Source organism: Orlajensenia leifsoniae, assembly GCF_004570845.1.
Lineage (GTDB): Bacteria > Actinomycetota > Actinomycetes > Actinomycetales > Microbacteriaceae > Orlajensenia > Orlajensenia leifsoniae.
This window is the reverse complement of the sequence record NZ_SPQZ01000007.1, coordinates 123527-148947: the sequence shown is the minus strand read 5'-3', so window position 1 is coordinate 148947 and position 25421 is coordinate 123527. Positions and strand designations below refer to the sequence as shown.

Annotated in this window: 21 protein-coding genes and 1 pseudogene; 17 read left to right on the top strand and 5 right to left on the bottom strand. The window is 66.6% G+C overall.

The window, feature by feature from the left end:
* Positions 1-18: 18 nt before the first annotated feature.
* Positions 19-798 (bottom strand): dienelactone hydrolase family protein, encoded by a 780-nt coding sequence (locus tag E4M00_RS16095; RefSeq protein ID WP_167756930.1) that lies wholly within the window; start codon positions 796-798, stop codon positions 19-21.
* 354 nt (positions 799-1152) lie between these two features.
* Here E4M00_RS16095 and E4M00_RS16090 point away from each other — a divergent pair, with 354 nt between their 5' ends.
* The 8 genes from E4M00_RS16090 to E4M00_RS16055 all read left to right on the top strand — a co-directional run bounded on the left by E4M00_RS16090 (position 1153) and on the right by E4M00_RS16055 (position 10691).
* Entirely contained in the window at positions 1153-2187 is a 1035-nt protein-coding gene (locus E4M00_RS16090; RefSeq protein ID WP_135121489.1) for an ABC transporter permease, read from the top strand.
* Between the two features lie 82 nt (positions 2188-2269).
* Positions 2270-3448: a sugar ABC transporter substrate-binding protein gene (locus E4M00_RS16085; RefSeq protein ID WP_204773028.1), complete on the top strand. Its 1179-nt coding sequence runs from the start codon at positions 2270-2272 to the stop codon at positions 3446-3448.
* A 77-nt stretch (positions 3449-3525) separates the two neighbouring features.
* Positions 3526-5040: a sugar ABC transporter ATP-binding protein gene (locus tag E4M00_RS16080; protein ID WP_204773027.1), complete on the top strand. Its 1515-nt coding sequence runs from the start codon at positions 3526-3528 to the stop codon at positions 5038-5040.
* A gap of 31 nt (positions 5041-5071) precedes the next feature.
* Positions 5072-6121: an amidohydrolase family protein gene (locus E4M00_RS16075; protein WP_135121487.1), complete on the top strand. Its 1050-nt coding sequence runs from the start codon at positions 5072-5074 to the stop codon at positions 6119-6121.
* Positions 6122-6150: 29 nt separating this feature from the next.
* Entirely contained in the window at positions 6151-7473 is a 1323-nt protein-coding gene (locus E4M00_RS16070; protein ID WP_135121486.1) for a DUF3500 domain-containing protein, read from the top strand.
* Positions 7474-7558: 85 nt separating this feature from the next.
* Positions 7559-8053 (top strand): MarR family winged helix-turn-helix transcriptional regulator, encoded by a 495-nt coding sequence (locus tag E4M00_RS16065; protein ID WP_135121485.1) that lies wholly within the window; start codon positions 7559-7561, stop codon positions 8051-8053.
* Between the two features lie 142 nt (positions 8054-8195).
* Positions 8196-9431: an FAD-dependent oxidoreductase gene (locus E4M00_RS16060; RefSeq protein ID WP_135121484.1), complete on the top strand. Its 1236-nt coding sequence runs from the start codon at positions 8196-8198 to the stop codon at positions 9429-9431.
* A 75-nt stretch (positions 9432-9506) separates the two neighbouring features.
* Positions 9507-10691 carry a sugar ABC transporter substrate-binding protein gene (locus E4M00_RS16055; protein WP_204773026.1) on the top strand — a complete coding sequence of 395 codons (1185 nt, stop codon included), beginning with the start codon at positions 9507-9509 and terminating at the stop codon, positions 10689-10691.
* Between the two features lie 108 nt (positions 10692-10799).
* Here the strand turns inward: E4M00_RS16055 and E4M00_RS16050 are convergent, their stop codons facing one another.
* Positions 10800-11486 (bottom strand): GntR family transcriptional regulator, encoded by a 687-nt coding sequence (locus E4M00_RS16050; RefSeq protein ID WP_240037217.1) that lies wholly within the window; start codon positions 11484-11486, stop codon positions 10800-10802.
* A 52-nt stretch (positions 11487-11538) separates the two neighbouring features.
* A complete protein-coding gene (locus E4M00_RS16045; RefSeq protein WP_135121483.1) occupies positions 11539-12459 on the bottom strand; it encodes a LysR family transcriptional regulator in 921 nt (306 codons plus the stop codon).
* A 128-nt stretch (positions 12460-12587) separates the two neighbouring features.
* On the opposite strand from E4M00_RS16045, the gene hpaD reads away from it, so the two are divergent.
* From hpaD to E4M00_RS16000, 9 genes and pseudogenes are all read left to right on the top strand, one after another.
* Positions 12588-13583, top strand: coding sequence for a 3,4-dihydroxyphenylacetate 2,3-dioxygenase (gene hpaD / locus E4M00_RS16040; protein WP_135121482.1), 996 nt, complete (start codon positions 12588-12590; stop codon positions 13581-13583).
* Positions 13584-13624: 41 nt separating this feature from the next.
* A pseudogene (locus E4M00_RS16035) lies at positions 13625-14314 on the top strand (RraA family protein); the annotation flags it as partial.
* A 2-nt stretch (positions 14315-14316) separates the two neighbouring features.
* Positions 14317-15102, top strand: a complete 786-nt coding sequence (gene hpaH / locus E4M00_RS16030) for a 2-oxo-hept-4-ene-1,7-dioate hydratase (RefSeq protein ID WP_135121517.1) — start codon at positions 14317-14319, stop codon at positions 15100-15102.
* Positions 15087-15887, top strand: a complete 801-nt coding sequence (locus E4M00_RS16025) for an HpcH/HpaI aldolase family protein (RefSeq protein ID WP_135121480.1) — start codon at positions 15087-15089, stop codon at positions 15885-15887. The genes hpaH and E4M00_RS16025 overlap by 16 nt, the downstream gene beginning before the upstream one ends.
* Complete coding sequence (locus E4M00_RS16020) at positions 15868-17337, top strand: NAD-dependent succinate-semialdehyde dehydrogenase (protein ID WP_135121479.1); 1470 nt, start codon at positions 15868-15870, stop codon at positions 17335-17337. Before E4M00_RS16025 ends, E4M00_RS16020 begins: the two co-directional genes overlap by 20 nt.
* A gap of 75 nt (positions 17338-17412) precedes the next feature.
* Positions 17413-18213, top strand: a complete 801-nt coding sequence (locus E4M00_RS16015; protein ID WP_135121478.1) for a siderophore-interacting protein — start codon at positions 17413-17415, stop codon at positions 18211-18213.
* A gap of 84 nt (positions 18214-18297) precedes the next feature.
* Positions 18298-18891 carry a PadR family transcriptional regulator gene (locus tag E4M00_RS16010; RefSeq protein ID WP_135121477.1) on the top strand — a complete coding sequence of 198 codons (594 nt, stop codon included), beginning with the start codon at positions 18298-18300 and terminating at the stop codon, positions 18889-18891.
* Complete coding sequence (locus tag E4M00_RS16005) at positions 18891-20411, top strand: DHA2 family efflux MFS transporter permease subunit (protein ID WP_135121476.1); 1521 nt, start codon at positions 18891-18893, stop codon at positions 20409-20411. Before E4M00_RS16010 ends, E4M00_RS16005 begins: the two co-directional genes overlap by 1 nt.
* Positions 20412-20598: 187 nt before the next feature.
* Positions 20599-20823 carry a hypothetical protein gene (locus E4M00_RS16000; RefSeq protein ID WP_135121475.1) on the top strand — a complete coding sequence of 75 codons (225 nt, stop codon included), beginning with the start codon at positions 20599-20601 and terminating at the stop codon, positions 20821-20823.
* Positions 20824-20890: 67 nt separating this feature from the next.
* On the opposite strand, the gene E4M00_RS15995 is transcribed toward E4M00_RS16000, so the two are convergent.
* Entirely contained in the window at positions 20891-23605 is a 2715-nt protein-coding gene (locus tag E4M00_RS15995; RefSeq protein ID WP_193555601.1) for a TIM barrel protein, read from the bottom strand.
* Positions 23606-23650: 45 nt separating this feature from the next.
* Positions 23651-25414, bottom strand: a complete 1764-nt coding sequence (locus tag E4M00_RS15990) for a thiamine pyrophosphate-binding protein (RefSeq protein ID WP_135121474.1) — start codon at positions 25412-25414, stop codon at positions 23651-23653.
* Positions 25415-25421: the final 7 nt, after the last annotated feature.

Here is a 25421-nt window from a genome sequence, read left to right as displayed (position 1 = left end):
TCGATGTGGGTGCGCCGGTCAGGCCAGCTGCGCCTCCGGGAAGAGTTCTGCCAGGAATCGAGTTGTCGACGCCCACGCGCGAGCCGAGCTCCGCGGGTTGTAGGCGACGACGTCGGGCATCGGCGAGAAGGCCGACTTCGGATTGGTGAAGGCGTGCTTCGTGTCGCTGTAGAGATCGGTCTCCCAGTCGACGCCGGCGGCGCTCAGCGACGACTCGAGCTGCGTCCGCATGGGCGCCGTTGCCATCGGGTCGTCGGCGCCGGTGCAGAGGAGCACGTGAACGGATGTCGTTTCATCCGTCACCACATCCGTCGCCGGCCAGGCGCTCCAGTCAGGAGCGAGAAGATCCAGTCCGCCGTGGATACTGACGGCACCGCGAATGTCGCCGCCGATACGCAGGTATTCCAGCGCCGAGGAGCCTCCGAAGCAGTAGCCGATCGCGACGACCGATGCAGCATCCACCTCGGGCAGCACGATGAGTGCCTCGTGCGCCGCGGCGATGCGGCCCATCCACCGCTCGCGATCGCGAGCCATGCCACCGATCAATGGGCCGATCTCGGGCTCCGTCGCCGGCGTGGTGCGATCGCCCCAGACATCGGCGGCGAGCACGGCGAAGCCGAGCGCCGCATAGCGCTCGGCCGTGGCGATCATGTCGCCGGTCAGTCCGAAGGCATCGTGCACCAGGAGGATCGCGGGCAGAGGCTCGGCATCATCGGAAGTGTCGGGCAGTGCCAGATAGCCGAGCATGCTGCATCCGTCATGGCTGTAGCCGACATCGCGTGAGATGAGGTCTCCCATCTGTCGCCCTTCTCTCTGCATCGACATCCCGCAGCGGGTTCGAGGGCCGGCTGACCCGCGCTCAGCTGTGAGGCGTGCGTTGATCGTATGGAAGATCGCACACGATTTCAACCAAAGAGTGTTCCATCCCACCTTTCGTGTTGCGAGCACTACATCGCAGCCGAAATTCATATAACCCTTCTGAACAGGTATTTAACAGAGAACGCTCCAAAATGAGCGAGAAATTGCTACAGATGAGCTCCGGATCCGCATATGATTTCGCACACGATATCTCTTCGGTTCCAGCGATGCAGCCGGCGAGTGTCGATGCGTACACAGCCGTGCGCAGAGAGCGAGAACTGGGAGCACGACCGGATGACCAACACCTCGAGCGCCGCGACAGCAACCACCGATCCCTATACGGGAGCGGTGAACGCGCACACTCCGTCGCAGAGATCGTTCCGTGATTCGCTGGGCTGGTTCAGCTCACGCTTCGCCGTCATCGGCGTGTGGATTCTGCTGATCATCCTGTTCGGACTTCTCGAGCCGACGACCTTCCTCACGCTCGGTTCGTTCCGCACCATCTTCGGCAGCCAGCAGGCACTCGTGTTCCTCACGGCCGCCCTCCTCTGCACGATCATCGTCGGCGAGTTCGTCGACCTCTCCGTCGCCTCGAACTTCGGGCTCGCAGCCATCCTCGTCACCGTGCTGAACGTGAACTACAACGTTCTGACCTGGGTCGCCGCCGTGATCGCGATCGCCGTCTCCACGGCGGTGGGAGCACTGAACGGCTGGCTCGTGGTGAAACTCGGGGTCAATACGATCGTCGTCACCCTGGGCATGGGCACGTTCATCCTGGGCATCGCCCTCTGGATCAGCAATCTCACCCCGGTTAGCGGCCTGCCGCCGTACTTCTCGCAGATCGCGCTGTTCAAGATCGGCGGACTGCCGGTGAGCTTCTACCTGGGTGTCGTTCTCATGCTCGGCTTCGCCTACATCCTGAGCTTCACCCCGCTCGGGCGGAACATGCGCTTCGTCGGTGAGAACCGCGAGGTGAGTCGGCTCGCCGGGGTGAGGGTGACGCGGGTGCGGTTCGGCGCCTTCACCTTCGCCGGCCTGATCGCCGGGCTCGGCGGCGTGATCTCCGCGGCCGCGACGGGCGGGTTCGACCCCGCCGTCTCGCAGAGCTACCTGTTGCCGGTGTTCGCCGCCACCTTCCTCGGCACAGCAATCCTCACGCCGGGCCGCTTCAACCCCCTCGGCACGCTCATCGCCGTGTACTTCCTCGCGACCGGCGTGCTGGGACTCCAGCTGCTCGGAGCCACCTCGTGGGTTTCGAGTGTGTTCTACGGCGGAGTGCTCGTGATCGCCGTCACCATCTCGACCGTCCTGAACAAGAAAGCCCGCTAGTCAACTGTCCGCACGACCCATGCAGTCCTGATCCGCCCTTCTGATTCATCCCTTGCCAATGCTGTCAAATAGGAGAACGACCATGAACACAGCCTCACTGATCCGCACCAGACGGGTTCGCATGCTCGCCGCGGCTGGCACCATCGCAATCACGGCGCTCGCACTCACCGGGTGCGAGGCAGACTCCACCGGTGCCGCATCGGCGGGTGACTCGACCTCCACCGCCGCGGCGGACTCGGAGCTCGCCACCTCCGTCGCCGCGCTGGAGAAGCCGCTCGACGCCTATCCCGTGCCCACCGAGCCCGTCTCCGATGTGAGCGGAGCGAAGGGCAAGGTGTTCTACTACATCCCCGTCACCAGCAAGTCACCACAGTTCGCGGTGACGCAGAAGACGCTGACCGCGGCTCTCGACAGCGTCGGAGCCACCGTCCAGGTCTGCGACGGTGAGGGAACACCGACGGCCATCGGCGCCTGCATCACCCAGGGCACCCAGGCCCAGGCCGCGGCGATCATCACCGACGCCATCCCCTACGGCATCGGCCAGAACGCCTTCGACGCTGCTCAGGCTGCCGGCATCCCGGTCATCATCAGCAACCAGGTGATCGATGACAAGCACCCCGCCTCCGACACCCTGGCCTACATTCCGGCCGGCGGGTCCGCGATGCAGGAGGCCCTCGCGAAGTGGATCACTCTGGACTCCGGCGCCGCAGCAGACGTCCTCATCAACCAGGGCACTGACGGCCCAGCACCCGCTGTCTTCGTCGCGGCCGGCCAGGCCGTCTACGACAGCGAGTGCCCCGACTGCACCATCACCATCAACGAGGTCTCCTCGGCCAACCAGTCGCTGATTCCCTCGTCGACCAGCTCTGCGCTTCTCAAGAACCCCGACATCACCTACGTGGAGTCGCAGTTCCAGCAGTACCTCCAGCCCACGCAGGAGGGTGTGCAGCAGTCGGGCGTCGAGTCCATCAAGGGCGTCACGGGCTCGGTACTGCTCGGCGGCCTGCAGCAGCTCCAGGCGAAGAACTTCCTCTACGCTGCCGCCGGCCAGGCTGCGGCGTTCCAGGGCTGGGTCGATGCCGACGCCGCCCTGCGCCTCATCGCCGGCGTCGAGCTTCCCGAGTACAGCATCCCGGTGCGCCTGTTCACCCAGGACACCATCGCTGATGTCACCCTCACAGAGGAGGCCGAACTGTCGGGCGAATGGTACGGCCCGACAGACTTCCCCGAGCAGTTCAGCGCACTCTGGGGCGTCAAGTGACCTTGTCCCAGCCATCGGAGGCGGGAGCGGCGACGCTCTCGCCTCCGGTACCACGCCTGTCGGTCGAGTCCCTGTGGATGACGTTCGCCAACAACAGGGTGCTGCGCGATGTCGCCATCGACGTACGTCCGGGCGAGATCCACGGCCTCATCGGGCAGAACGGCTCGGGCAAGTCGACCTTGGCCAAGGTGCTCACCGGCCTGTACACGCCAGACCCCGGCGCCAGCGTCGCGGTCGACGGAGTGCCGCTGCAGCTTCCGGTGCGTCCGGACGAGTCGCGTGCCCGCGGCGTCGCCGTCGTGCACCAGAGCCTCGGTCTGGTCGACAGCGAGAGCGTACTGGAGAACATGCGCGTCGGGCGTCTCACCGGCTCCAGGTTCCTGCACCGCATCGACTGGCGTCGCGAGCGTCAGGCAGCGACCGACGTGTTCGAGCGGCTCGGCCGGTCGGTGCCGCTCGACGCCAAGGTCGGCACCCTGCGCGAGGAGGAGCGGGCCACTGTCGCCATCGCCCGAGCCCTGCAGGACGCCCACGCCGGCACCGGACTGATCATCTTCGACGAGTCGACCCGCGCCCTCGGCCGACGCTCGCTCGAGCACTTCTTCCAGATCCTCGATGAGATCGTGGCGACGGGCACCGCCGTGCTCCTCATCACCCACCGTCTCGAGGAGATCGTCGACGCTGCAGACCGGGTGACCGTGCTCCGCGACGGGCGAGTGGTCGAGAGCGGCCGGGAGGTCGTCGGCCTGAATGAAGCCGACCTGACCGCGCTCATGCTGGGCCGCAATCTCGACGACCTCGATCGACGTGAGCTCCCAGTCATCGCAGCGGATGCCGTGCCCGTGCGCGTCGAGGGTCTCACCGGGCTCGGCGTGACAGATGTCTCCCTCGAGGTGGCCCCGGGCGAGGTGCTCGGCCTCACCGGCCTCGTCGGCTCCGGCTACGAGGACATCCCCTACCTGCTGAGCGGCGTCACCCCGGCGACCGCCGGCAGCGTGACGCTCCCCAGCGGTACCGTCGCCCTCAAGGGTCTGTCGCCAGCGACGGCGATCGAGGCCGGCATCTCCCTCGTGCCGGAAGGACGTGAGTTCTCCGGACTGGCGATGAATCTGTCTGCAGCCGAGAACGCCACCTTCCCCGAGACGAGTCGATCCAAGCGCGCGCTCCTCCCCATCCGGCGCGGGCCGGAGAGCGACCGAGTGGCCGAGTGGATGAACCGGCTCGACGTGCGCCCGCGCGCGCCGAAAGCCCTCGTCAAGACCTTCAGTGGCGGCAACCAGCAGAAGATTCTGCTGGCCAAGTGGCTCGCCACGGCGCCGATGCTGTTCATCCTGCACGAGCCGACGCAGGCCGTCGACGTCGGTGCGCGGCACACCCTCGTTGCCGCGATCCGCGCCGCAGCGCGCGACGGACGGGCCATCATCGTCGCCGGCTCCGACGAGAACGAACTCGCCCTGCTCTGCGATCGCATCCTCGTCTTCGGCGACGGAGTCGTGCGCCAGGAGCTGACGGGCGATCTCAGCCCGGACTCGATCGTCGAGGCGATCTACACCAACGGCTCGCGCTCGCGCCTGCGACAGCCGAAACTCTAGAGAACCGCACCAAGGAAAAGGAACACCGCGAATGACCGTCGTCGACATCAACATCCACCATCTGCCCGAGGACCTCTTCACCAACGAGAGGACCCTCAACGGCTTCCTCGACACGGCGCCGCGCGGTTTCGGCGAGATCGCCAGGGTCGAGACGATGGAGAGCGGCAAGAAACAGCTGATCCTGGAGAAGCCCAAGGGCTTCCAGAACCTCAACTACGTCGAGGGCGACTACTCCGTCGAGTCGAAGCTCGCCGCCATGGATGACGCCGGGGTCGACTACGGGGTCATGCGGGTTCCCGTCTGGCAGGAGTGGCTGGCACTCGACACGTGCAAGGAGGTCAACGACAACGCGTTCGACATCACGAAGCGGTCGAACGGCCGCCTGTTCGCGACAGCGTGCGTCCCGCCGTGGGGTGGCAAGGAGAACATCTACGAGCTCGAGCGCTGCGTCGGCGACCTCGGCGCCGTCGGCGTGCAGCTGGCCTGCCACTACGGCCAGCTCTATCTCGATGACGAGGCCTTCGAGCCGTACCTCAAGGTGATCGAGAAGCTCGACATCCCCGTGGTGGTCCACCACACTCCCCTGCCGGTGGAGTGGAAATCGGTCATCGACTACACGAACCTGCGCCGCGAGTACGGCCGCATCGCCGACCAGGCGACAGCCGTCGGCCGAGAACTCTTCAGCGGCATGTTCGACCGGATGCCCGGACTCCGATTCATCCACACCATGCTCGGCGGCAACTGGTTCGCCAACACGGCCCTGCTCACCCCGCATGCCTCCAACAAGAAGGAGGCCATGGACCGCCTCGACCCCACCGGCGGCGACAAGATCAAGAGCTACCTCGAGAACAACATCTACTTCGACCTGACGCATCCGCATTCCTGGGGCAAGATCCAGGTCGAGGCCGCACTCGCGGTGAACGGCGCCGACCACTACCTCTTCGGGTCGTCGTTCCCGGTCGTCTACGGCTGGATGAGCCAGGGCGTCGAGTTCATGAACAACACGCTCGACATCAGTGACGCCGATCGCGAGGCCGTCATGTACGGCAACGCCAAGCGCCTGTTCAACCTCCCGATCTGATCGGGTTCCCCGTGAACGAGCAGGGCGACGTGACTGCCGAGCCGACCCCCGACGACATCGACGACTTCTTCTCGACGGCCAGGGTCATAGGACGTGCCGGGGCGATCGAGCTGCCTCAGGGCGACTATCTCGAGTTCCTCTACGACCACGACGATCCGGTGCTCGCCGGCGGTCGCGGTTTGGACTTCGAGGAGTTCGCCGAGGACCGCAACCAGGCACCGTTCCTGCAGGAGCTCCTCGCCTACTGGGATGGCCTGTACCGTGAGCCCTTCGTGGGGATCACAACCGACGGGGCGGTGCAGGAGGGTCTGTACCCGCTCTCGGACCAGACAGGCCAGACTCCGGATGCCGCCGCTCTCGTCACGGCTGCCGAGAAGGTGCTCGCCACGCTCACCCCGGAGCAGCTGGAACAGTTCCGCTATCCGGTCGACGCCCCGGAGTGGCGGGCGTGGAGCAACCCGGAGTTCGTGATCTACGCGGTCGGACTCCGCCTCGAGCGGTTGAGCTTCGATGCCGTCGAGGCGATCCTCGAGATGGTGCGAGCCTCGCTCAGCCCGGAGGGCTTCGAGCGTGTGCGCGAAGCGATGGCACTCAATGGCTTCCTCGGCGAACTCGTCGACCTTCCGGCGATCATGAACGAGCAGAGCTATTGGGTCGCCCTCTACGGAACTCCGTCGACGGATGCCGCGTGGGGGTGGCAGCTCTTCGGCCACCACGTCGCCCTCAACTTCGTGAGCGTGGGAGGGCGGCACGTCATCGCACCGGTCTTCCTCGGGGCCGAGCCTGCCCTGTCGGATGCCGACCATCCCCCGCTCTTCGGAGCGCGGGAGCAACTCGCATTATCGCTGGCTGCGTCGCTAGATGCAGAGCAACGAGAGGTGGCTGTCGTCTACGAGTCCGTACTCGATCCCACGATGCCGGCCGACAGGCTGCATCCGGCCGACGAAAGACACGTCGCAGGGGCCTTCCGCGACAATCGGGTCATCCCGTACGAGGGCATCAACGCCGGGCACCTCACCGAGCATCAGCGCGGGCTGCTGAATGCGATCGTCGAGGACTTCCTCCTCCTGCTCGTCGCTGACCAGCGTGCGGCGACCCTCGCCGACGTCGACGCGCATGTCGATGACACCTGGTTCTCCTGGTACGGCGCTACCGACGGTTCGCAGCCGTTCTACTTCCGCATCCAGAGCCCGGTGATCATCGCCGAACTCGACCACCACGCAGGCGTGTGGCTCAACAACAGGCTGCCCGCCCGCTTCCACGTTCACACGACGCTGCGCCTGCCCAACGGAAACGACTATGGGAAGGCGTACATCGCCCAGATCGGGAATGGCGCTTCGTCTGACAGGTGATGGACGGTCGAGCCCGACGCGGGAGGGAGTCCGATCGGTCTCGTGAACGTCGATAGCATGAGTGGACCACGCCTGGAGGGAAACTGTGTCGACGACGCCCAATCATTCTGAGGGATTCTCGTGGCGCGAAAGCCTCCCCTACGTCCTGTGGCGAGCGGACAATGCCGTCAACCGCCACCTCCTGGGTGCGATCAAGGATCTCGGCGTCAACGTGACCCAGCTCGGCCTGGCCGTGCACCTTGACGAGCTCGGACCCCTGTCGGCCTCCGATCTGTCGCGGGGCATCCACGTCACGCCGCAGAGCGTGGCGACCGCCCTCTCCCGACTGGACAAGATCGGCTGGGTCGAGCATCAACCGCACCCCGTTCATGGCCGCGTCGTCCTGTTCACGATCACGGATCGGGGCCGAGAAGGCGTTCGAGAGGGCACCGCTCGCATGGCGAAGGTGACGGATCGGTTGACCGGGACACTGTCCAGCGGCGGCGCGGATCACCTGATCGTCGAGCTCAGACGGATCCTGCTCGACCTCGAAGGCAGCGATCGTCCCATGGAAGCGCTCTGGCCGATCCGGGACGCCTGACTCCGCTCGTCGCCTCACCCTGCCCGTCGCCTGACTCGGTTCGTCGCCTGACCCTGCTCGCCGTCAGACCCTGCTCGTCGTCCAGTTGCAGCCGTCATCGGTGCCGACGCCTGTTCCGTGCGCACGCCTGCGCCGGAGAAGGATGGCTTCTGGTAAGATGCCAGTTGTCTGTCATAATGACAGACAACAGAGACATGCACGCTTGTGCATGGCGACGCTCTCACAACGACGTAGGGAAGCAGCGATGATGCACGGAAAAGTACTCGTAATCGGCGGCGGAATCGGAGGACTCTCCACCGCGATCGCATTGAGGAATGTCGGTCTCGACGTCACAGTCGTCGAACGGAACCACGATCTCCATTCATCCGTGTACGGGGTCGGAATCATCCAGCCGATCAATGCCCTCCGGGCGCTGGATGCGATCGGATGCGCCGAGGCCTGCATGACCGTCGGATTCCCGGCCACGGCTTGGGGCAGCATGTACGACGTCGATGGGAAATTTCTGCACTCCATGCCGGGGGCGCGCATCGCGGGATCGGATCTGCCGCCGCTGAACGGCCTCACCCGCCCTCAACTTCACGAGATCCTGACGAGCAGGGCCGACGACGTCGGCGTCGACATCCGCTATTCGACGTCATTCGAGAGGCTCGAGGACGACGGCGATGTCGTCCTCGTCAGGTACGCCGACGGCACGACCGAGGAGGCGGACCTCGTCGTCGGCGCCGACGGCGTGCGCTCGAAGGTCCGTCGCTTCGTTCTCGACGCGGAACTCCAGCCTCGCTATATCGGACAGTCCGCGTTCCGTGTGAACATCCCCCGCGAGCCCGAGATCGACCGGATCATCCTGCAAGAGGGCCCTCATGGGATGGCGGGCTTCGTTCCGATCGGACCCGATCTCGCCTACCTCTTCTACAACGCCCAGATGGACCGGTCGGACCGGCCGGACGATGCCGATCTGGCCGAGGTCCTGAAACAGCATCTCGCTCCGTTCGGCGGCCTGACAGGTCGAGTGCGGGATGCGCACATCAAGGATCCGGCCGCCGTCGTGTTGCGCCCGGAGGAGTCGCTCATCGCACCCGGGCCATGGCACCGCGGACGGGTCGTCCTTCTGGGCGACGCCGTCCATGCCATCACGCCCCACATGGGCCAGGGCGCCGCACAGGCGATCGAGGACGGGGTGGTTCTCGCCGACTGTCTCTCGAAGCACGAGGATCTCGAGGCGGCGTTCTCCGAGTATCTCGACCGTCGCTTCGATCGCTGCAAACTCATCGTCGACACATCCCTTGCGATCGGCGAATGGGAGATGGGTCGACTGGACGATTTCGACAATGTCGCGGCAACGAACCACGTCATGGAGGTGATGGCGCAGCCCATCTGATCCGCCGCCACGTTCGTCCCCACTGCTATTCGTACCGACTTCCCATTGCCACTGTCGTCAAGAAGGAGAATGAACATGAATTCAACATCCCCATCCACGGGCCGGCGTACTCGTGCGCTCGGCGCAGCAGGCGCCTTGATCATCGCGATGATCGCATTGACCGGATGCGAGGCGGATGCCGGCATCGACCGGGGCTCCGGCTCGGGGTCCACGACCGCATCCGGCGCGAACGCCGACCTTGCGGCTGATGTCGCGCAACTGCAGGAGCCGCTCGACGCCTACCCGGTTCCGACCGAACCCATCCCGGGGGCCGCCGCCCTCGCCGGCGAGACCGTGTACTACATTCCGATCTCACTCCAAGCCCCTCAATTCGGCGTCACGCAGCAGGCACTCACCGATGCGCTGAACACTGTGGGCATGAACATCCAGGTCTGCGACGGCAAGGGAACGCCCACTGACATCGGCGCGTGCATCATTCAGGCGACGGAGGCGGACGCCGCCTCCATCATCACTGACGCGATTCCCTACGGCCTCGGTCAGAATGCCTTCGATGCCGCTCAGGCTGCGGGCATCCCGGTGATCATCAGCAATCAGGTCCCCGACGCTGCGCACCCGGCATCGCCGACACTCGCCTACATCGCGACGGCGGGTTCGGCGATGCAGGTCGCACTGTCCCAATGGATCGCTCTCGACTCCGGAGGCGATGCCGACGTGCTGATCAACCAAAGCACGGACGGCTCGTCCTCGGCTGTGTACACCGCGGCCGGCGAAGAGGAATTCGCACGGGTCTGCGCCGACTGCACGGTCGCCGTCAACGAAGTCTCGACATCGACCTTCACGCTGGTGCCGTCCTCAACCAGCTCGGAGCTGCTCAGGAACCCGGATATCGGCTACGTCTTCTCGCAGTACGAGCAGTTCCTCCAGCCGACCCAGACCGGGGTGCAGCAGGCGGGCCTCGCCGACTCCATCAAAGGTCTGACCGGTGCGGCGCAACTGGGCGCTCTGCAGATGTTGGCGTCGGACAACTTCCTGTACGCCGCGGCTGCCCAGGCATCCGCCTTCCAGGGCTGGGTCGACGCTGACGCAGCCATTCGCCTCAGCCTCGATCTCGAGCTTCCCGAATACACGATTCCGGTGAGGCTGTTCACGCGCGATTCGATCGGGGGCGTGCCGCTGACCGAGGAGGCGCAGCGCTCGGGTGAATGGTTCGGTCCGACGACCTATACGAAGGACTTCACCGAGCTCTGGATGGCCGGCTGAGCGTGACGGAACGCCCGGTGACGGCTGCGGGCACGATTGCCGCCGCCACCGGGCATTCGCATGTCTCGCATGGAAACCAGCGATGCCACCGCCCGGTCGGATCCAGGCTCAGCCGAAGGCGCGAGTGACCGCTGGGGTCTCGGTCTTCGACAGCTCGGCGTCGTAGTGAGTGACGGCCTCGAGGGTGTTGATGTCGTGGCGGCGTGACGCCGTCTCGATCATCTCGGCCGTCGCCCCACCCTCGATGAGGTCGAGGATGGCATCGTGCTCGGCCAGGGACGCGAGCGCGCGACCCGGGGCGTACCAGAAGGCCGAACGACGCACGAGTTCCAGCCGGGTCCACTCGGCCTCGACGAGGTCGTTGAGGCGTTCGTCGTCGCAGCGCGAACTGAGGAGGTTGTGGAACTGGCGGTTCAGGGCGCCGAATCTGCGCGGGTCGAAGTTCGCCAGGGCGTCACCCATCTCGCGGTTGAGCTCGCGTCCCAGAGCGATGTCCTCGGGAGTGAGGTATTCGGCTGACAGGGCCGTGGCGAGGGCGTTCAATCGGGCGAGCAGGCGCATGGTGCGCTGCCACGACTCGGTGTCGAAGGTCTTGACGACGGCTCCGGCGTTCTGCACGATGTCGACCCAGCCCTCGGCCTCGAGACGGCGGAGCGATTCACGCCACGGGATCGAACTGATGTCGTACTCACGTCGCAGCTGATCGATGACCAAGCGGTTGCCCGGCCCGTACGTTCCGTCCATGATCCGCTGTTTGAGGATCTGGTAGGCCTGCTCAGACTTGCTGTCGGCCACGAGCGGCGCCCCCTTCGGCGGTATCCGGTTGAATCATCCTCGATCCTATCTGTTATCGCACACGATCCGTGGGAGGGGACGCGATGCGTTCGAGGAGCCGCGCGACGGTCGAGTCGTGCGCCACGCCAGCGCGCGCGAGCAGGAGGGCTCGCAAGGGAGTCGGCTGCGGCTCGAGCCGGCGCACGGTGAGGTTGAACCTCGACAGGCTCGCGCCGTCGGGGTCGGGCAGGATCGCGCAGGCGACGCCGGCCTCGATCAACGGCACGCTGGTCTGGATGGTCTCGACGGTGCGAACGGATGCCGGCGCCACCCCGTGGCGGCGGAATGCGGCTTCGACGGCCTCGGGCAGGCTCGGGACCGCGGCGGTTCGTCGAGGAAGGAGGACGATCCGACCTTCGAAGGTGCTCAGCGGCAGAGGGTCGGGAGCCTGGTGCTCGTCGGGCGGGAGGGCTCCGACTAGCGGGATCTCTCCCCACTCGACGATGTCGAGGGTGCCACGATGGCGTCGGGCGAATCGTTTCGGGTCGGCCACCATGATGGCAGCGACGTCGGCCGTGCGCTGTTGAAGCATGTCGATCGCGGTCCAGGGTGGTGGATCGACGAGTCGGATCTCCACCTCCGGCACCTCGGCGGCATAGGCCCGCACCAGAGTGGGCACGCGATGCCACATGAGGGCGGGAACCGCGGCCATCGTGAGGGCGCCGGCGGTGCCCGCGCCGAATCTACCGAGCGCCGAGACGATGTCGTCGATCTCGCCCAGCACACGCGACGAGGCGTCGAGCAGGTAGCGTCCGGCGCTGGTCGGCTCGACCCCGCGCGACGTGCGCACCAGGAGCTGTACGCCCACGTCCTCCTCGAGCTTCGCGATGGCGACACTCAACGGAGGCTGGGAGATGTGCAGCCGCGCGGCGGCAGCGGTGAACGACCCTGCCTCGACGACGGCGGAGAAATAGCGGAGATGACGGAGCTCCATGATTCAGAGCATAGTGCTGCACCCGCCATAGCTTTGGGCTATGGCCTCCAGACCGACTCGGTTCTACCGCCAGCGGCATCCGGCTGACAGCCTGACAGAGCAGACCACCGCACGATCAGGAGCCGCCGATGTTGCCGACAACGAATTCCCAGCCGCCGTTCGCCCTCACCCGAGCCAGTCACGTGTCGCTCGCGGTCACCGACCTCGAGGCCAGCCGCGACTTCTACCGCGACGTGGTCGGGCTCGTTGTCACCGAGGAGACCGAGGACGCCGTCTACCTGCGCGGCCTCGAGGAATCGTCGCATCACAGTCTCGTGCTGGAACGGGGCGCCGCCGCGAAGGCGCTGCGCGTCGGACTCCGTGTGCGCACCTACGCCGACATCACTGCCGCAGAGAAGTACTTCGCCTCGTCGGGAATTGAACACGAGCGCGTCGAGAGGGCCCACCAGGGGCCGACCCTGCAGTTCACAGACCCCGTCGGCACCCGCATGGAGCTCACCAGCTCGATGGACCAGGTGCAGCGCAAGATGCAGAACTTCGACGAGTTCGTCTCGGGGGCTCCCCAGCGCATCGACCACTACCAGGTGGTCACCCACGACGTGCAGACGGCCACGGACTTCTGGACCGGTCTCGGCATGCGCATGTCGGAGTACACGGCCAGCGACGGCACCGATGAACTCTGGGGAACGTGGATGGAGGTCAAGGGAAACACCCATGACCTGGTCTTCACCAACGGCGTCGGACCCCGGCTCCATCACTTCGCCTTCACGGTTCCGGATGCCTCCTCATTGCTGCACGCGGCGGATGTCGCCGGCGCCCTCGGCTTCGGTGAGGAGATCGACCGCGGACCCGGCCGACACGGCATCAGCAACGCTCTCTTCCTGTACCTGCGCGATCCCGACCAACACCGCATCGAGCTGTTCACCACCCACTACCAGTTCATCGACCTGGAGGAGGTGCCCATCCGCTGGGACGTGAGCAACCCGAAACGCGCCCAGCTGTGGGGCATGCCGGCGTCGCGCCGCTGGTTCTTCGAGGCATCCGAGTTCCCAGACTCGACTCTGCATGAGCCGCTGCTGCACGCGAATCCGCAGACCCTCGAGCAGTTCCTCGGCGTGCACTGATGAGTAAGCCAGTACCCAAGCCGCGCCTGCCGCTCACACCTCTGACCGCCGAGCTCCGCGCGAAGCTCGCGGCTGCCCCGGTCGCCAGCCTGTCGGCCCAGCTTCGCAAGCGCGGACTCGACAACGTGAGCATCGACGGCGTCAGTCCGACGCATCCGGATGCCGTTCTCGTGGGCATCGCCAGAACCCTGCGCTTCGTCCCCAACCGGGAGGACCTCTTCGTCAGCCACGGCGGCGGGTTCAACGCCCAGAAGCGGGTGTTCGACTCCGTCGCCGAGGGTGAGGTCATCGTGATCGAGGCGCGTGGTGAGGCCGGATCGGGCACGCTCGGCGACATCCTCGCGCTCCGGGCGCACTCCAGAGGAGCCGCCGGCATCGTCACGGATGGCGGGCTGCGCGACTACGTCGCCGTCGCCGCCGTTGGCCTTCCGGTCTACTCCGCCGGCGCCCACCCCGCAGTGCTCGGTCGCAAGCACGTTCCGTGGGACTCCGACCTCACCATCGCGTGCGGCGGCACGACCGTGCAGCCCGGCGACATCATCGTCGGCGACGTCGACGGCGTGATCGTCATCCCACCGGGCATCGCAGAAGAGGTGGTCGACGCCGCCCTGGCGCAGGAGGTCGAGGACGCCTGGATCGCCCGCCAGGTCGCCGCCGGCGCAGCACTCGAAGGACTCTTCCCACTCAACACCGAGTGGCGCGCCCGCTTCGAGAACGATCGCGGGGAGTGACCGTGCTGGATGAAGCCGCACTCATCACCATCGCCGACGAGCTCGCCGCAGCTGAGCGCGACCGCACCACAGTGCCACTGCTCACAGCGCGGCATCCGGAGATGACAGTCGAGGACTCCTACGCGGTGCAGAACGAGTGGCGGCGCCGCGGAATCGCGGCAGGCCGGCGCCCGGTCGGTCGCAAGATCGGCCTGACCTCCAAGGTCATGCAGGTCGCCACCGGGATCACCGAGCCCGACTACGGGGCGATCTTCGCAGACGCCGTGTTCGAGAACGGCTCCGCGATCGAACACGACAGGTTCTCGAACGTGCGGATCGAGGTGGAGCTGGCCTTCGTGCTGGCCGAGCCGCTCGCGGGTCCCGACGTCACCATCTTCGACGTGCTGCGCGCAACGAACCACGTCGTGCCGGCCCTGGAGATCCTGTCGTCGCGCATCGAGCTTCCCGGTCGCACGATCGTCGACACCATCAGCGACAACGCGGCCTTCGGTGGCGTGGTCTACGGCGGCAACCCGGTGAAGGTCGACGACGTCGACCTGCGCTGGGTCTCGGCGCTGCTGTACCGCAACGAGGTCATCGAGGAGACCGGCGTTGCCGCAGCCGTGCTCGGGCATCCGGCATCCGGAATCGCATGGCTCGCCAACAAACTGGCGGCCCACGGTGACAGGCTCGAGGCAGGCGAGATCGTGCTCGCCGGGTCATTCACCCGGCCGATGTGGGTCGAGAAGGGCGACACAGTGTTCGCCGACTACCGGGAGCTGGGGACGATCTCGTGCCGCTTCGTCTGAGCCCGACCCTACGCGCCGCACTCGCAGCCACCGATCGGCCGCTCGCCGGGCTCTGGGTGAGCTCGGGCAGCCCGCTCGTCGCCGAGATCCTCGCCGGATCGGGAATCGACTGGCTGCTCATCGACCAGGAGCACGGGCCGAACGACCTCCCGGCGACCCTCGCGCAGCTGCAGGCCGTGGCCGGCTACCCTGTGAGGGTCATGGTGCGGGTGCCGTCGGATGACCCCGTCGTCATCAAGCAGGTGCTCGACCTCGGCGCGCAGAACCTGCTCGTGCCCATGGTGTCCTCCGCGGCACAGGCCGAGCGTGTCGTCCGAGCAGTGCGCTATCCGCCGCGAGGAGTGCGCGGCGTGGGATCAGCGCTGGCTCGGTCCGCCCGCTGGAACCGTGTCGACGAGTACCTGGTCGATGCCGATACGCACGTGTCGTTGTTCGTGCAGGTCGAGACGGTGGCTGGAGTGGATGCAGCAACCGAGATTGCCGGTGTCGACGGTGTCGACGGCGTGTTCGTGGGGCCGTCGGATCTCGCGGCGTCGATGGGCCTGCTCGGTCGACAGACGGACCCCGACGTGACTGCAGCAGTGCTGCGGGCGTTCGACGCCGTCCGCGCCGTCGGAAAGCCCGTGGGCGTGAACGCATTCGACCCAGCGGTTGCGCAGGCCTATCTGGACGCCGGCGCGGGATTGGTGCTCGTCGGCGCCGACGTCGCGCTGCTGGCGCGAGGGTCCGAGGCGCTCGCGGCTCGGTTCGGAACTGGAATCGGCGATGACCGTGACTCGTACTGAGGCGGAGCTGCTGGCCTCGGTGCCGGATGGCCTGTTCATCGGCGGCCGCTGGGTGCGGGCATCCGCGGACCGCACTCTCGATGTGTTCGACCCTGCGACGGGTCTCCTGCTGAAGCGTGTGGCTGATGCCACTCCCGACGACGGCGTGAGTGCCCTCGACGCCGCCGTCGCCGCGAGCGCGGAGTGGGCGGCGACGGCCCCCCGGGTGCGGGGCGAGCTATTGCGAAGCGCCTTCGACCTACTGCAGCAGCGGCGCGATGAGGTTGCGCTGCTGATCACGCTGGAGATGGGGAAGCCGCTCCCGGAGGCCGCAGGCGAGGTGGCCTACGGAGGCGAGTTCCTGCGGTGGTTCGCCGAGGAGGCTGTGCGTGTCTCAGGCCGCTACGGCACGAATCCCGACGGCACCGGACAGATGGTCGTCTCGCGGAAGCCCGTCGGTCCCTGCTACCTCATCACCCCGTGGAACTTCCCGCTGGCGATGGCGACGCGCAAGATTGCACCGGCCCTCGCGGCGGGCTGCACAGTGGTCGTGAAGCCCGCCGAGCTGACGCCCCTGACGACACTGTTCCTCGCCGGGCTCCTCGAGGAGGTCGGGCTTCCCTCCGGCGTGCTCAACATCATCACCACGACGGATGCCGCCGGCGTGAGCGAGCGCATCATCGCCGACCCGCGGCTGCGCAAGCTCAGCTTCACCGGCTCTACCCGCGTGGGCAGGATACTCATGAAGCAGGCCGCCGACACAGTGCTCCGCACCTCGATGGAGCTCGGCGGGAACGCTCCGTTCGTGGTCTTCGATGACGCCGACCTCGACAAGGCCGTCGACGGAGCCATGCTGGCGAAGTTCCGCAACGCCGGCCAGGCCTGCACCGCCGCCAACCGCTTTCTCGTGCACTCCTCAGTGGCGGCGGAGTTCGCTCGGTGTCTCGCCGTGCGCGTCAGCGAGCTGCGACCCGGTCGGGGAACCGAACCCGGCGTCGGTATCGGACCGCTGATCACCGACGGAGCCGTCGATGCCGTCGACGAGCTGGTTCAGGACGCCGTCAGCCATGGTGCGGCCATCGTCACTGGCGGGCGGCGCGTGGCCGGGCCCGGCAGCTTCTACGAGCCCACGGTCCTCACCGGCGTGCCTGCCGGCAGCCGCATCCTGCAGCACGAGATCTTCGGCCCCGTCGCGACGATCGTGGAATTCGACACCGAGACCGAGGCGGTCCGTCTCGCCAACGACACCGAGTACGGGCTGGTCGCCTACGTCCACACCGAGGGGCTGGCCAGGGGCCAGCGCATGATCGCGGCGCTCGAGACAGGCATGATGGGACTGAACGTCGGCGCCGTCTCCGACGCCGCAGCCCCGTTCGGCGGAGTCAAGCAGTCGGGCCTCGGCAGGGAGGGCGGCCTCGAGGGGATTCACGAGTACCTCTCCACGAAATACACCCTCGTCCAGACGGGTTGACGAGCGCAACGCATCGCTGCGCGCACAGCGCCACTCGCACCATCGCACCACCGCACCAGTACAAGAGAGTCGAGAATGCCGACCATCCGCTTCACCGTGACAGCCACCTCGTGGATCACTCCGTCGCTGCGCCGCATCAGCCTGCACACCGACGACCTCTCGGGGTTCGCCGAAAGCATCTTCACCGACCGCTACGTGAAGCTCGTCTTCCCGAAGCCCGGAGTCGAGTACCCCGAGCAGATCGATGTGCGCGAACTTCGCGGAACGATGGCGCCGGAGGACCTGCCCGTCGTGCGCACCTACACGGCGCTGCATCCCGATGTCGCATCCGGCACCCTCGACATCGACTTCGTGGTGCACGGCGATGAGGGAACGGCCGGACCGTGGGCGGCCTCGGCCGAGATCGGCGACGTGCTGCTCGCCAACGGTCCGGGCGGCGCCTACAGGCCAGACCCCTCGGCCGACTGGCACCTGCTCGTCGGCGACGAGTCAGCCCTGCCCGCGGTGACGGCGGCTCTCGAGGTGTTGCCTCGCGATGCCGTGGCGCACGTCATCGTGCTGGTCGAGTCGGTGGAGTACGAGCCTCAGCTTGCGGCTCCGGAGGGCGCCTCGATCGCCTTCGTGCACCGCAACGGCGGAACAGGAGACGGGCTGCTGACGGATGCCGTGCGCGCAGTCGACTGGCGCGACGGCCGGGTGCACGCCTTCGTACACGGAGAGGCCGAGGAGGTCATGCGCGGGATTCGCCCCTACCTGCGCACCGAGCGCGGACTGCAGCGGGATCAGCTCTCGATCTCGGGCTACTGGCGCCGCGGCCGCAGCGAGGACGGCTTCAGGCAATGGAAGTCGGAGTTCGCGCGCGCGGAGGGCGACTGACCTCTCGGACGTGCCACTCGATTGACTGTTCGAATCTTCCGAGCGTAATATTCCATCTGGAATAATCGACACGGAAGATTCGACATGGCTGAACTCACTCCCCTCGGCATCGCGGCACTCGCGCTGCTGGCCGAGCGACCCATGCATCCGTACGAGATGTACCAGACCCTCGTGCACCGTCGAGAGGACCGCAACGTCAAGGTGCGGCCGGGCTCGCTCTATCACGCCGTCGATCGGCTCGCCCGTGAAGGGCTCGTCGATGCGGTCGGGGTGGACCGCGAGGGTAATCGGCCCGAACGCACCAGTTACGCCATCACGGATGCCGGACGTCGAGCCCTCGACAACCGCGTCGCCACGATGCTCGCGACGCCGGCCGAGGAGTATCCCGAGTTCCGGCATGCCGTCGCCCAAGCCCACAATCTGCCCGTCGACGAGGTGCTCGCCCTGCTGCGTTCACGCAGCACCAGCCTCCATGACGATCTGAAAGCCCTGGGCTTCGCCAAGGAAGCCATCGAGTCCAAGCAGATCCCCGAGCGGTACTGGCTGGACGCCCATTACCAATCCACCATGCTGCGCGCCGAGCTCGCCTGGCTCGACGCGACCATCGAACGCATCGCGAACGGCCAGGTCTCCTGGACCGACGCGATCCCCGAACATCTCACAGAAAAGAACCACTGATGGAGAACATCACCAAGCCGTGGCCGGCCCTCTGGGCGCTCGTCATCGGCTTCTTCATGATCCTGGTCGACTCGACCATCGTCTCGATCGCCAACCCGACGATCATGCGCGAGCTCGACACCGACATCACCGCGGTGCTCTGGGTGACGAGCGCCTACCTGCTCGCCTACGCGGTCCCCCTGCTGATCACCGGCCGCCTCGGTGACCGCTTCGGCCCGAAACGCATCTACCTGATCGGCCTCGTCGTCTTCACGCTGGCGTCCCTCTGGTGCGGCCTGTCCGACAGCATCGAGATGCTGATCCTGGCCCGCGTGGTGCAGGGCCTGGGCGCTGCGCTCATGACCCCGCAAACCATGGCCGTGATCACCCGCATCTTCGCGCCGGACAAGCGCGGGACGGCGATGGGTCTCTGGGGCGCCGTCTCCGGCATCGCCACCCTCGTCGGCCCGATCGCCGGTGGCCTTCTCGTAGACTCGCTCGGCTGGGAGTGGGTGTTCTTCGTGAACGTGCCCGTCGGCGTCGTGGGCTTCATCCTCGCGTGGCGGCTCGTTCCCAACCTCACCACGCACTCGCACAAGTTCGACTGGTTGGGCGTCGTGCTGAGCGCCGTCGGCCTGTTCCTGGTGATCTTCGGTATCCAGGAGGGCTCCACCTACGACTGGGGTACGATCGCCGGTCCGATCACGGTGTGGGGTCTCATCATCGCCGGCGTCATCGTGCTCGTCGCCTTCGTGGTCTGGCAGCACTTCAACAGGGCGGAGCCACTCCTTCCCCTCGGCCTATTCCGCGATCGCAACTTCTCGCTCGCGAATGTCGGCATCACCCTCACCGGTCTCGCCGTAGTGGCGATGCCACTCCCCCTCGCGTTCTACTATCAGATCGCTCGGGGACTCGAACCGACGCAGGCCGCGCTCATGCTGTTGCCGATGGCGCTCGTCGTGCTCTTCATGGCCCCGATCGTCGGCCGCCTGACCGACAAGGTCGACCCCAAGTGGATCGCCTTCACCGGCTTCACGATCATCGCTCTGGCCCTGTCGTGGATGGCACTCATCATCACGCCCGCCATCGACCTCTGGATCCTGCTCATTCCCGCTGCCTTCCTCGGGCTCGGAATGTCGGGCATCTGGGCGCCGCTCGCCTCGACTGCGACGCGCAACCTGCCGCCCAGGCTGGCCGGTGCCGGATCGGGCGTCTACAACATGACCCGCCAGGTGGGGTCGGTGTTCGGGTCGGCCGCCATCGCGGCCTTGCTGAACGCCCGCCTGGTCGCGAACCTGCCGGGCTACGACGCCAATGCGACGGGCCAGGCCGGTGCCGGGGGCGAGCCGATGCCCGCGGCTGTCGCCGGTCCATTCACTGACGCCATGGCCCAGTCACTCTGGCTCCCGGTGATCGGCTTCGCCATCGCGGCCGTCGTCGTGCTCTTCTTCGCCAAGCCGAAGCAGACGATCGACTGGAGCAAGCCGCGCACCGGTTCCGTCCCGGCGACCGAGAGCGCTCCGGCGACGATCGCGGAGTAGTCGCATCACACGGACACTCGATCGTCACTGATGACAGGCCCTCGGACCCGTGCGGATCCGGGGGCCTTCCGTCTCCCCCGTGCGGCCGGCGGATACTCGTCTTGTCACTCGCCGTCAAGCCACTGGTCGACCCCGACGTATCCGTCGCAAGCTGGATGCACCGAGGTTCACGGTTGAGGAGGACACCATGTCAGATGCCAGGACACCCGAGAGCGATGACACGTCTCAGGCGGCTGAGTCAGCGGAGGAAGCGCCGGAATCCGAGGTTCCCTCCGACGAGGTACTCGACGAGCCGAGCACGGAGAACGATCCCGGCGAGGAACCGCGCGCCGCGAAGCCCGATGATTCCGATCCCGATCACGAGGCCGTGGGCATCGGCGTCATCGGCGGGCCGCCGACCACCGGAGGCTGATGGCACCGTGAGGGCCCACCCGGGGCCACGGTGTGGGCGATACTCGGTCCCATCGGCGCGCCTGACTTCAGGTGAGCACAGGAGCCGCGTCGAGGTGGTGGCGCGCGGCCGCGAGCGCGCGGCGCGCGTGTTCCTTCGCACCGACCTGGGCGACGAGCATCGCTCGCGGGATCTCCAGGGCGTACGGAATCCCGGACGGCAGCGCTTCGAGGATGCCCAGCATGTCGATCTCACCCTCGCCCGGGAAGAGCCGCTCGAACCGCGCGGTGTGGATCAGGCCGGCCGTCGTGGCTGGAATCTCCCCGGGGGCGTCGCACACGTGAACGTAGTGGAACCACTGGGACGGGAGCTTTCGCAGGTCGTCCACGCTCGATCCTGATCGAGCGAAGTGCAGGAGGTCGATGAGCATCCCGGCGTTCGGTTGATTCGCCGCCCGCAGGACCTTGGTGGCTTCGGTCAGATTCGGCGTCTCCGTCCACGACGGGAATTCGAGGTCGAGGGTCAGGCCGAGCGGAGCGGCGAGCTCGCACAGCTCGGCGAATCGGTCGACCTTCCGTGAGAAGTCCGCATCCGGCAGCTGCGTGATGACGTGGCGTGCCCCGAGTTCGGCGCCGGCCTCCAGGAATCGGAGATAGTCGCGGGGGTTGTCGCCCGATGTCATGCGAGCGAGCTCGATGTCGAGGACCTCGATCCCCGTCGCAGCGAGGTGGGTCTTCGTTGCTCGCATCAGCGCAGCGTCGTAGGACAGAGGGTAATGGGGCTCTTGCGCCGTGACCCTCGTCATACGCAGACCCACGAAACGGTACCCCGCGCCGGCAGCGGCATCGACCAGGTCCGGCGGCGACAGGCTGAGTGCGGTCAGGTGGGCGAGCGAATAGTCGTGGCGGTGCTCCGACGAGACCTCCGTCGGCGCACTCGCACGCATGCTCAGTCGCTGTCGTCGGTGGGCGGCCATGCGCAGCGGAACACTGCGGGGGTCGCCGAAACCGGTGTAGCCGTCGATGCGCTGCACGACCTCGAAGAACACTCGCGAGCCCAGCATCTCCGTGAAGAAGTGCAGGAACTCTCCGGTCTCATCGCGGTCGTAGAGGATCGAGTTCGCGCGAAGGGCGGCGATGAACTGGTCGGGCAGGGAGAGGCGGGCATCGAGGTCGTCGTAGTAGTTGCTCGGCATCTCGAGGATCGGCACCCCGCGTTCACGCATGACCCGCGCGCACGCGATCGCGTCATCCGTCGCGAACGCGACCAATTGCGGGCTCGACACCCCGGGCGCCCAATCGCCACGCCTCAGTGGGCTGGTGTTCAGCGTGATGCGCACCTGTCCGCCCGGGTCGCTCGCCGACCAGCTGCGGATGACCCCGAACGGAGCGGTGATCTCCGCAGATGCTCCCGGCACCAGGCCGAGCACCGAACGGAAGAACAATGCGGACTGGTCGAAATCGTCGATCGACTCGGTGATCGACACATGGTCGATCGAATGGATCAGGGGCGTCGGCGCCACCGTCGCCCCAGTGGGGCTGAAGTCGTCGAGCCAATGACGAGGAGCACCGGAATCGCAGAAGAACAGGGCGTTGCCGTCCGGCATCGCCACGGAGCTCAGGTCGGTCTCATCCGGCCTGCGGCGGCGGGCGAGCTTCGGTGCCAGCAGTCTCTCGGCGCGTTCCATCGACGAGATCTGGTCTGAACTCTCGACCGCAAGCGCACAGATCGACGCACTGGCGGGGTCGATCGAGCGTTCTGGAGCGAGGTTGAGCAGAAGTCGCGCGCCAGCCTGTTCCCACAGCTGCACTTCCTTCGAGCGATGCTGTCCGACGTGGTCGAAACCGAGGGCAGCGATGACGCGCGAGAGCAAAGGGGCCGAGACCTCGTCGACAGCGAGCTCGGCGAAGGCGAACCCCCTGAGCGCAGGAGCCGGAGGCAGCCGAGATGGCTTCGGAGCGTCCGCTCCCCCGCGACCTTCATTCACCACCTCGTCCAGGGCGAGCATGGAGCGCATGGCGTCGGTGGCGGTGTGTCTCGGATCCTCCTGCTGGTAGACGTCGTTGAAGACCTCGAGCGCCATCGGGCCGGTGTAGCCCATCGCCGTCAGCTGACGAAGGAAGCCGGCAACGTCGAGCGATCCCTGCCCCGGGAACATGCGGGAGTGGAGGCTCCACTCGCGAACGTCCATGTTGACGCGAGGGGCATCCGCAAGCTGGACGTGGAACACCTTGTCGGCGTCCACCTGGGCTATCACGGTCGGATCGTTGTGCCGCGACAGGACATGGAAGCTGTCCAGGCACAGTCCCAGGGCCGGATGGTCGACGGACTGGACGATGCGCCAGGCCTCCTCGTGCGTGGGTACCCGCCCCCAGGGCACAGCTTCGTAAGCGAGCCGCAGACCACGGTGTTCGGCATGCTCCGCGAGCGTGTGCAGCTGTTCCGCCGCGAGGTCGTCGTCGTCCAGCCCTCCCGCCGTTCTGGACGAACAGCACACCAGGACACGAGCACCGAGCTCCATCAGGAGGTCGAACTTGCGATCGGCGTGGCGGAGGCCGGCACCGAACAGCTCGGGATGGACCGTCTCGACGTGGAACGGCTGATACACGTCGACCGTGAGACCGAGACCGCCGGCCTCGGCCGCCAGGCGAGACGGCGACCACGGCGACATGACGAGGTCGTAGTCGAGCATCTCGATCCCGGCGAACCCCGCCGCTGCGGCGGCGCGCATCTTGTCCTCGAGGGTGCCGGACAGGCACACCGTCGAGATCAAGACGTTCTCAGGACCGGGTACGACGTTCATGGGAGTCGGGCCTCGCGGATGGGTCGGTCGGTCGGTGAAGAGTGGTCAGTGGGTCGCGACATGCTCGACGGTCTCGCCGGGCGTGTAGATGTCGAGGATGTTCCAGTGGCCCGTGGTCGGTGTCGGAACGTTGACCATCGACACATCGATCACGACGGGTCGTCCGAGGGCTATCGCCCGCTCGAGGGCCGGCTTGAACTCCGCCGCTGTCTCGACCTTGATTCCGGTGACACCGTAAGCCTCCGCAATGGCTGCGAAGTTCGTGTACATGGGATCATCGGCGGTGCCGAACACGGTCCCGTACGTCGTGTCGAACGCGGCCTTCTCGAGGCCGGCGATCGTGCCGAAGGCGTTGTTGTTCATCACGACCCAGACGACGGGAACGTTCTCCTCGCGCGCCGTCGCGAGCACCGCGGGATTCTGCCCGAAGCCTCCGTCGCCCACGAGCGAGACGACGACGCGGTCGGGGCGCGCGATCTTCGCCCCGACTGCAGCCGGTGCCCCGAATCCCATCGTCGCGAAACCGCCGGGGGTGAGGAAGGTTCCCGGAGTGAGGATGTCGAACTGCTGGCCGACTCCGTTCTTGTTCCAGCCCACGTCCGTGGTGATGATCGCATCCGGCGGGAGAACCTCCCGGGTCTCGGCCAGAATCCGTTCCGGCCGCATCGGCCAGGCATCGGAGACTCGGGCGTCGGCGTTCTGGAGCTTCGCGGATGCTCGATTCTCGGCGATCCGAGCCAGCAGGTCGTCGCGTTGCACTCCTGTCGGGGCGAGACGATGGGCAACCCGCGTGAGCACTCTCAGCGCGGACTTCAGATCTGCCAACGCGCCGATGTCGAGCGGGTAGTTCCGACCGAGCTCGGCCGGGTCGATGTCGATCTGCATGAGCTTCGTGACTGAGGGGTCGAAGGTGTACTCGGGATACCAGGAACTGGAATCGGCCTCAGCGAACCGCGTGCCGAGCGCGAGGATCCAGTCGGCCGTCCGCGTCGTCTCGTTGGTGAAGGCCGTTCCCCAGAACCCGGTCATGCCCAGGACGAGGGGGCTGTCGTCGGGCAGTGCGCCCTTGCCCATGAGACTGTGCGCGACGGGCAACGACAGGGCGTTGGCGAACTCCGCCAGCTCGGTCGCCGCGTCTGCTGCGACGATGCCGCCTCCCACGTAGAGGACGGGCCTCTCGGCATCGAGCAGGTTCTGCACGATCCGCTCGGCGACATCTTCATCGATGCTGGGTCGGGCGAGCGAACGGGTGTTGCCGATCACCCTGTCGAACAGAGCGACCTCGATCTCCGCGGAGAAGACGTCCATGGGCACGTCGACCAGGACCGGCCCTGGCCGACCGCTCTCTGCCAGGGTGAATGCCTTGTCGAGAACCTCTGCGATGAGGTGGGGCTGGTCGACTCGCCAGGCTCGCTTCACGAAGGGTCGATAGATCTCGTACTGGGCGGCGTCGGCGTGAAGGTTGATCTCCTGGTGGGGGTGCTTTCCGAAATAGTGCGTCGGCACGTCACCCGCGATCACGACCATCGGAATGGAGTCGAGTGCAGCGTTCGCCACTCCCGTGGTGGCGTTCGTCAGTCCCGGGCCGAGGTGGGTCAGCACGACCCCCGTCCGCTTGGTCACGCGCGCGTACCCGTCGGCGGCGTGGGCGGCGATCTGCTCGTGGCGCACGTTCACGAAGGAGATGCTGTCGCTCTTCTCCACGGCGGCCAGCAGCGCGATGTTCGTGTGCCCGCACAAGCCGAAGATGTGCTCGACATCGCGCGCTTCCAGGTACCGGACGATCTGGTTGGACACCAGGTCCTTCATGTTGCTC

What these genes read in the sequence shown, in the direction of transcription:
- E4M00_RS16090 (WP_135121489.1), top strand. Translation starts at nt 1,153, where the DNA reads ATGACCAACACCTCGAGCGCCGCGACAGCAACCACCGATCCCTATACG.
- E4M00_RS16045 (WP_135121483.1), bottom strand. Translation starts at nt 12,459, where the DNA reads ATGGAGCTCCGTCATCTCCGCTATTTCTCCGCCGTCGTCGAGGCAGGG.
- E4M00_RS16095 (WP_167756930.1), bottom strand. Translation starts at nt 798, where the DNA reads ATGGGAGACCTCATCTCACGCGATGTCGGCTACAGCCATGACGGATGC.
- E4M00_RS16010 (WP_135121477.1), top strand. Translation starts at nt 18,298, where the DNA reads ATGGCTGAACTCACTCCCCTCGGCATCGCGGCACTCGCGCTGCTGGCC.
- E4M00_RS16075 (WP_135121487.1), top strand. Translation starts at nt 5,072, where the DNA reads ATGACCGTCGTCGACATCAACATCCACCATCTGCCCGAGGACCTCTTC.
- E4M00_RS16080 (WP_204773027.1), top strand. Translation starts at nt 3,526, where the DNA reads ATGACGTTCGCCAACAACAGGGTGCTGCGCGATGTCGCCATCGACGTA.
- E4M00_RS16020 (WP_135121479.1), top strand. Translation starts at nt 15,868, where the DNA reads ATGACCGTGACTCGTACTGAGGCGGAGCTGCTGGCCTCGGTGCCGGAT.
- E4M00_RS15990 (WP_135121474.1), bottom strand. Translation starts at nt 25,414, where the DNA reads ATGAAGGACCTGGTGTCCAACCAGATCGTCCGGTACCTGGAAGCGCGC.
- E4M00_RS16005 (WP_135121476.1), top strand. Translation starts at nt 18,891, where the DNA reads ATGGAGAACATCACCAAGCCGTGGCCGGCCCTCTGGGCGCTCGTCATC.
- E4M00_RS16060 (WP_135121484.1), top strand. Translation starts at nt 8,196, where the DNA reads ATGGCTTCTGGTAAGATGCCAGTTGTCTGTCATAATGACAGACAACAG.
- E4M00_RS16000 (WP_135121475.1), top strand. Translation starts at nt 20,599, where the DNA reads ATGTCAGATGCCAGGACACCCGAGAGCGATGACACGTCTCAGGCGGCT.
- E4M00_RS16055 (WP_204773026.1), top strand. Translation starts at nt 9,507, where the DNA reads ATGAATTCAACATCCCCATCCACGGGCCGGCGTACTCGTGCGCTCGGC.
- E4M00_RS16085 (WP_204773028.1), top strand. Translation starts at nt 2,270, where the DNA reads ATGAACACAGCCTCACTGATCCGCACCAGACGGGTTCGCATGCTCGCC.
- E4M00_RS15995 (WP_193555601.1), bottom strand. Translation starts at nt 23,605, where the DNA reads ATGAACGTCGTACCCGGTCCTGAGAACGTCTTGATCTCGACGGTGTGC.
- hpaD (WP_135121482.1), top strand. Translation starts at nt 12,588, where the DNA reads ATGTTGCCGACAACGAATTCCCAGCCGCCGTTCGCCCTCACCCGAGCC.
- E4M00_RS16015 (WP_135121478.1), top strand. Translation starts at nt 17,413, where the DNA reads ATGCCGACCATCCGCTTCACCGTGACAGCCACCTCGTGGATCACTCCG.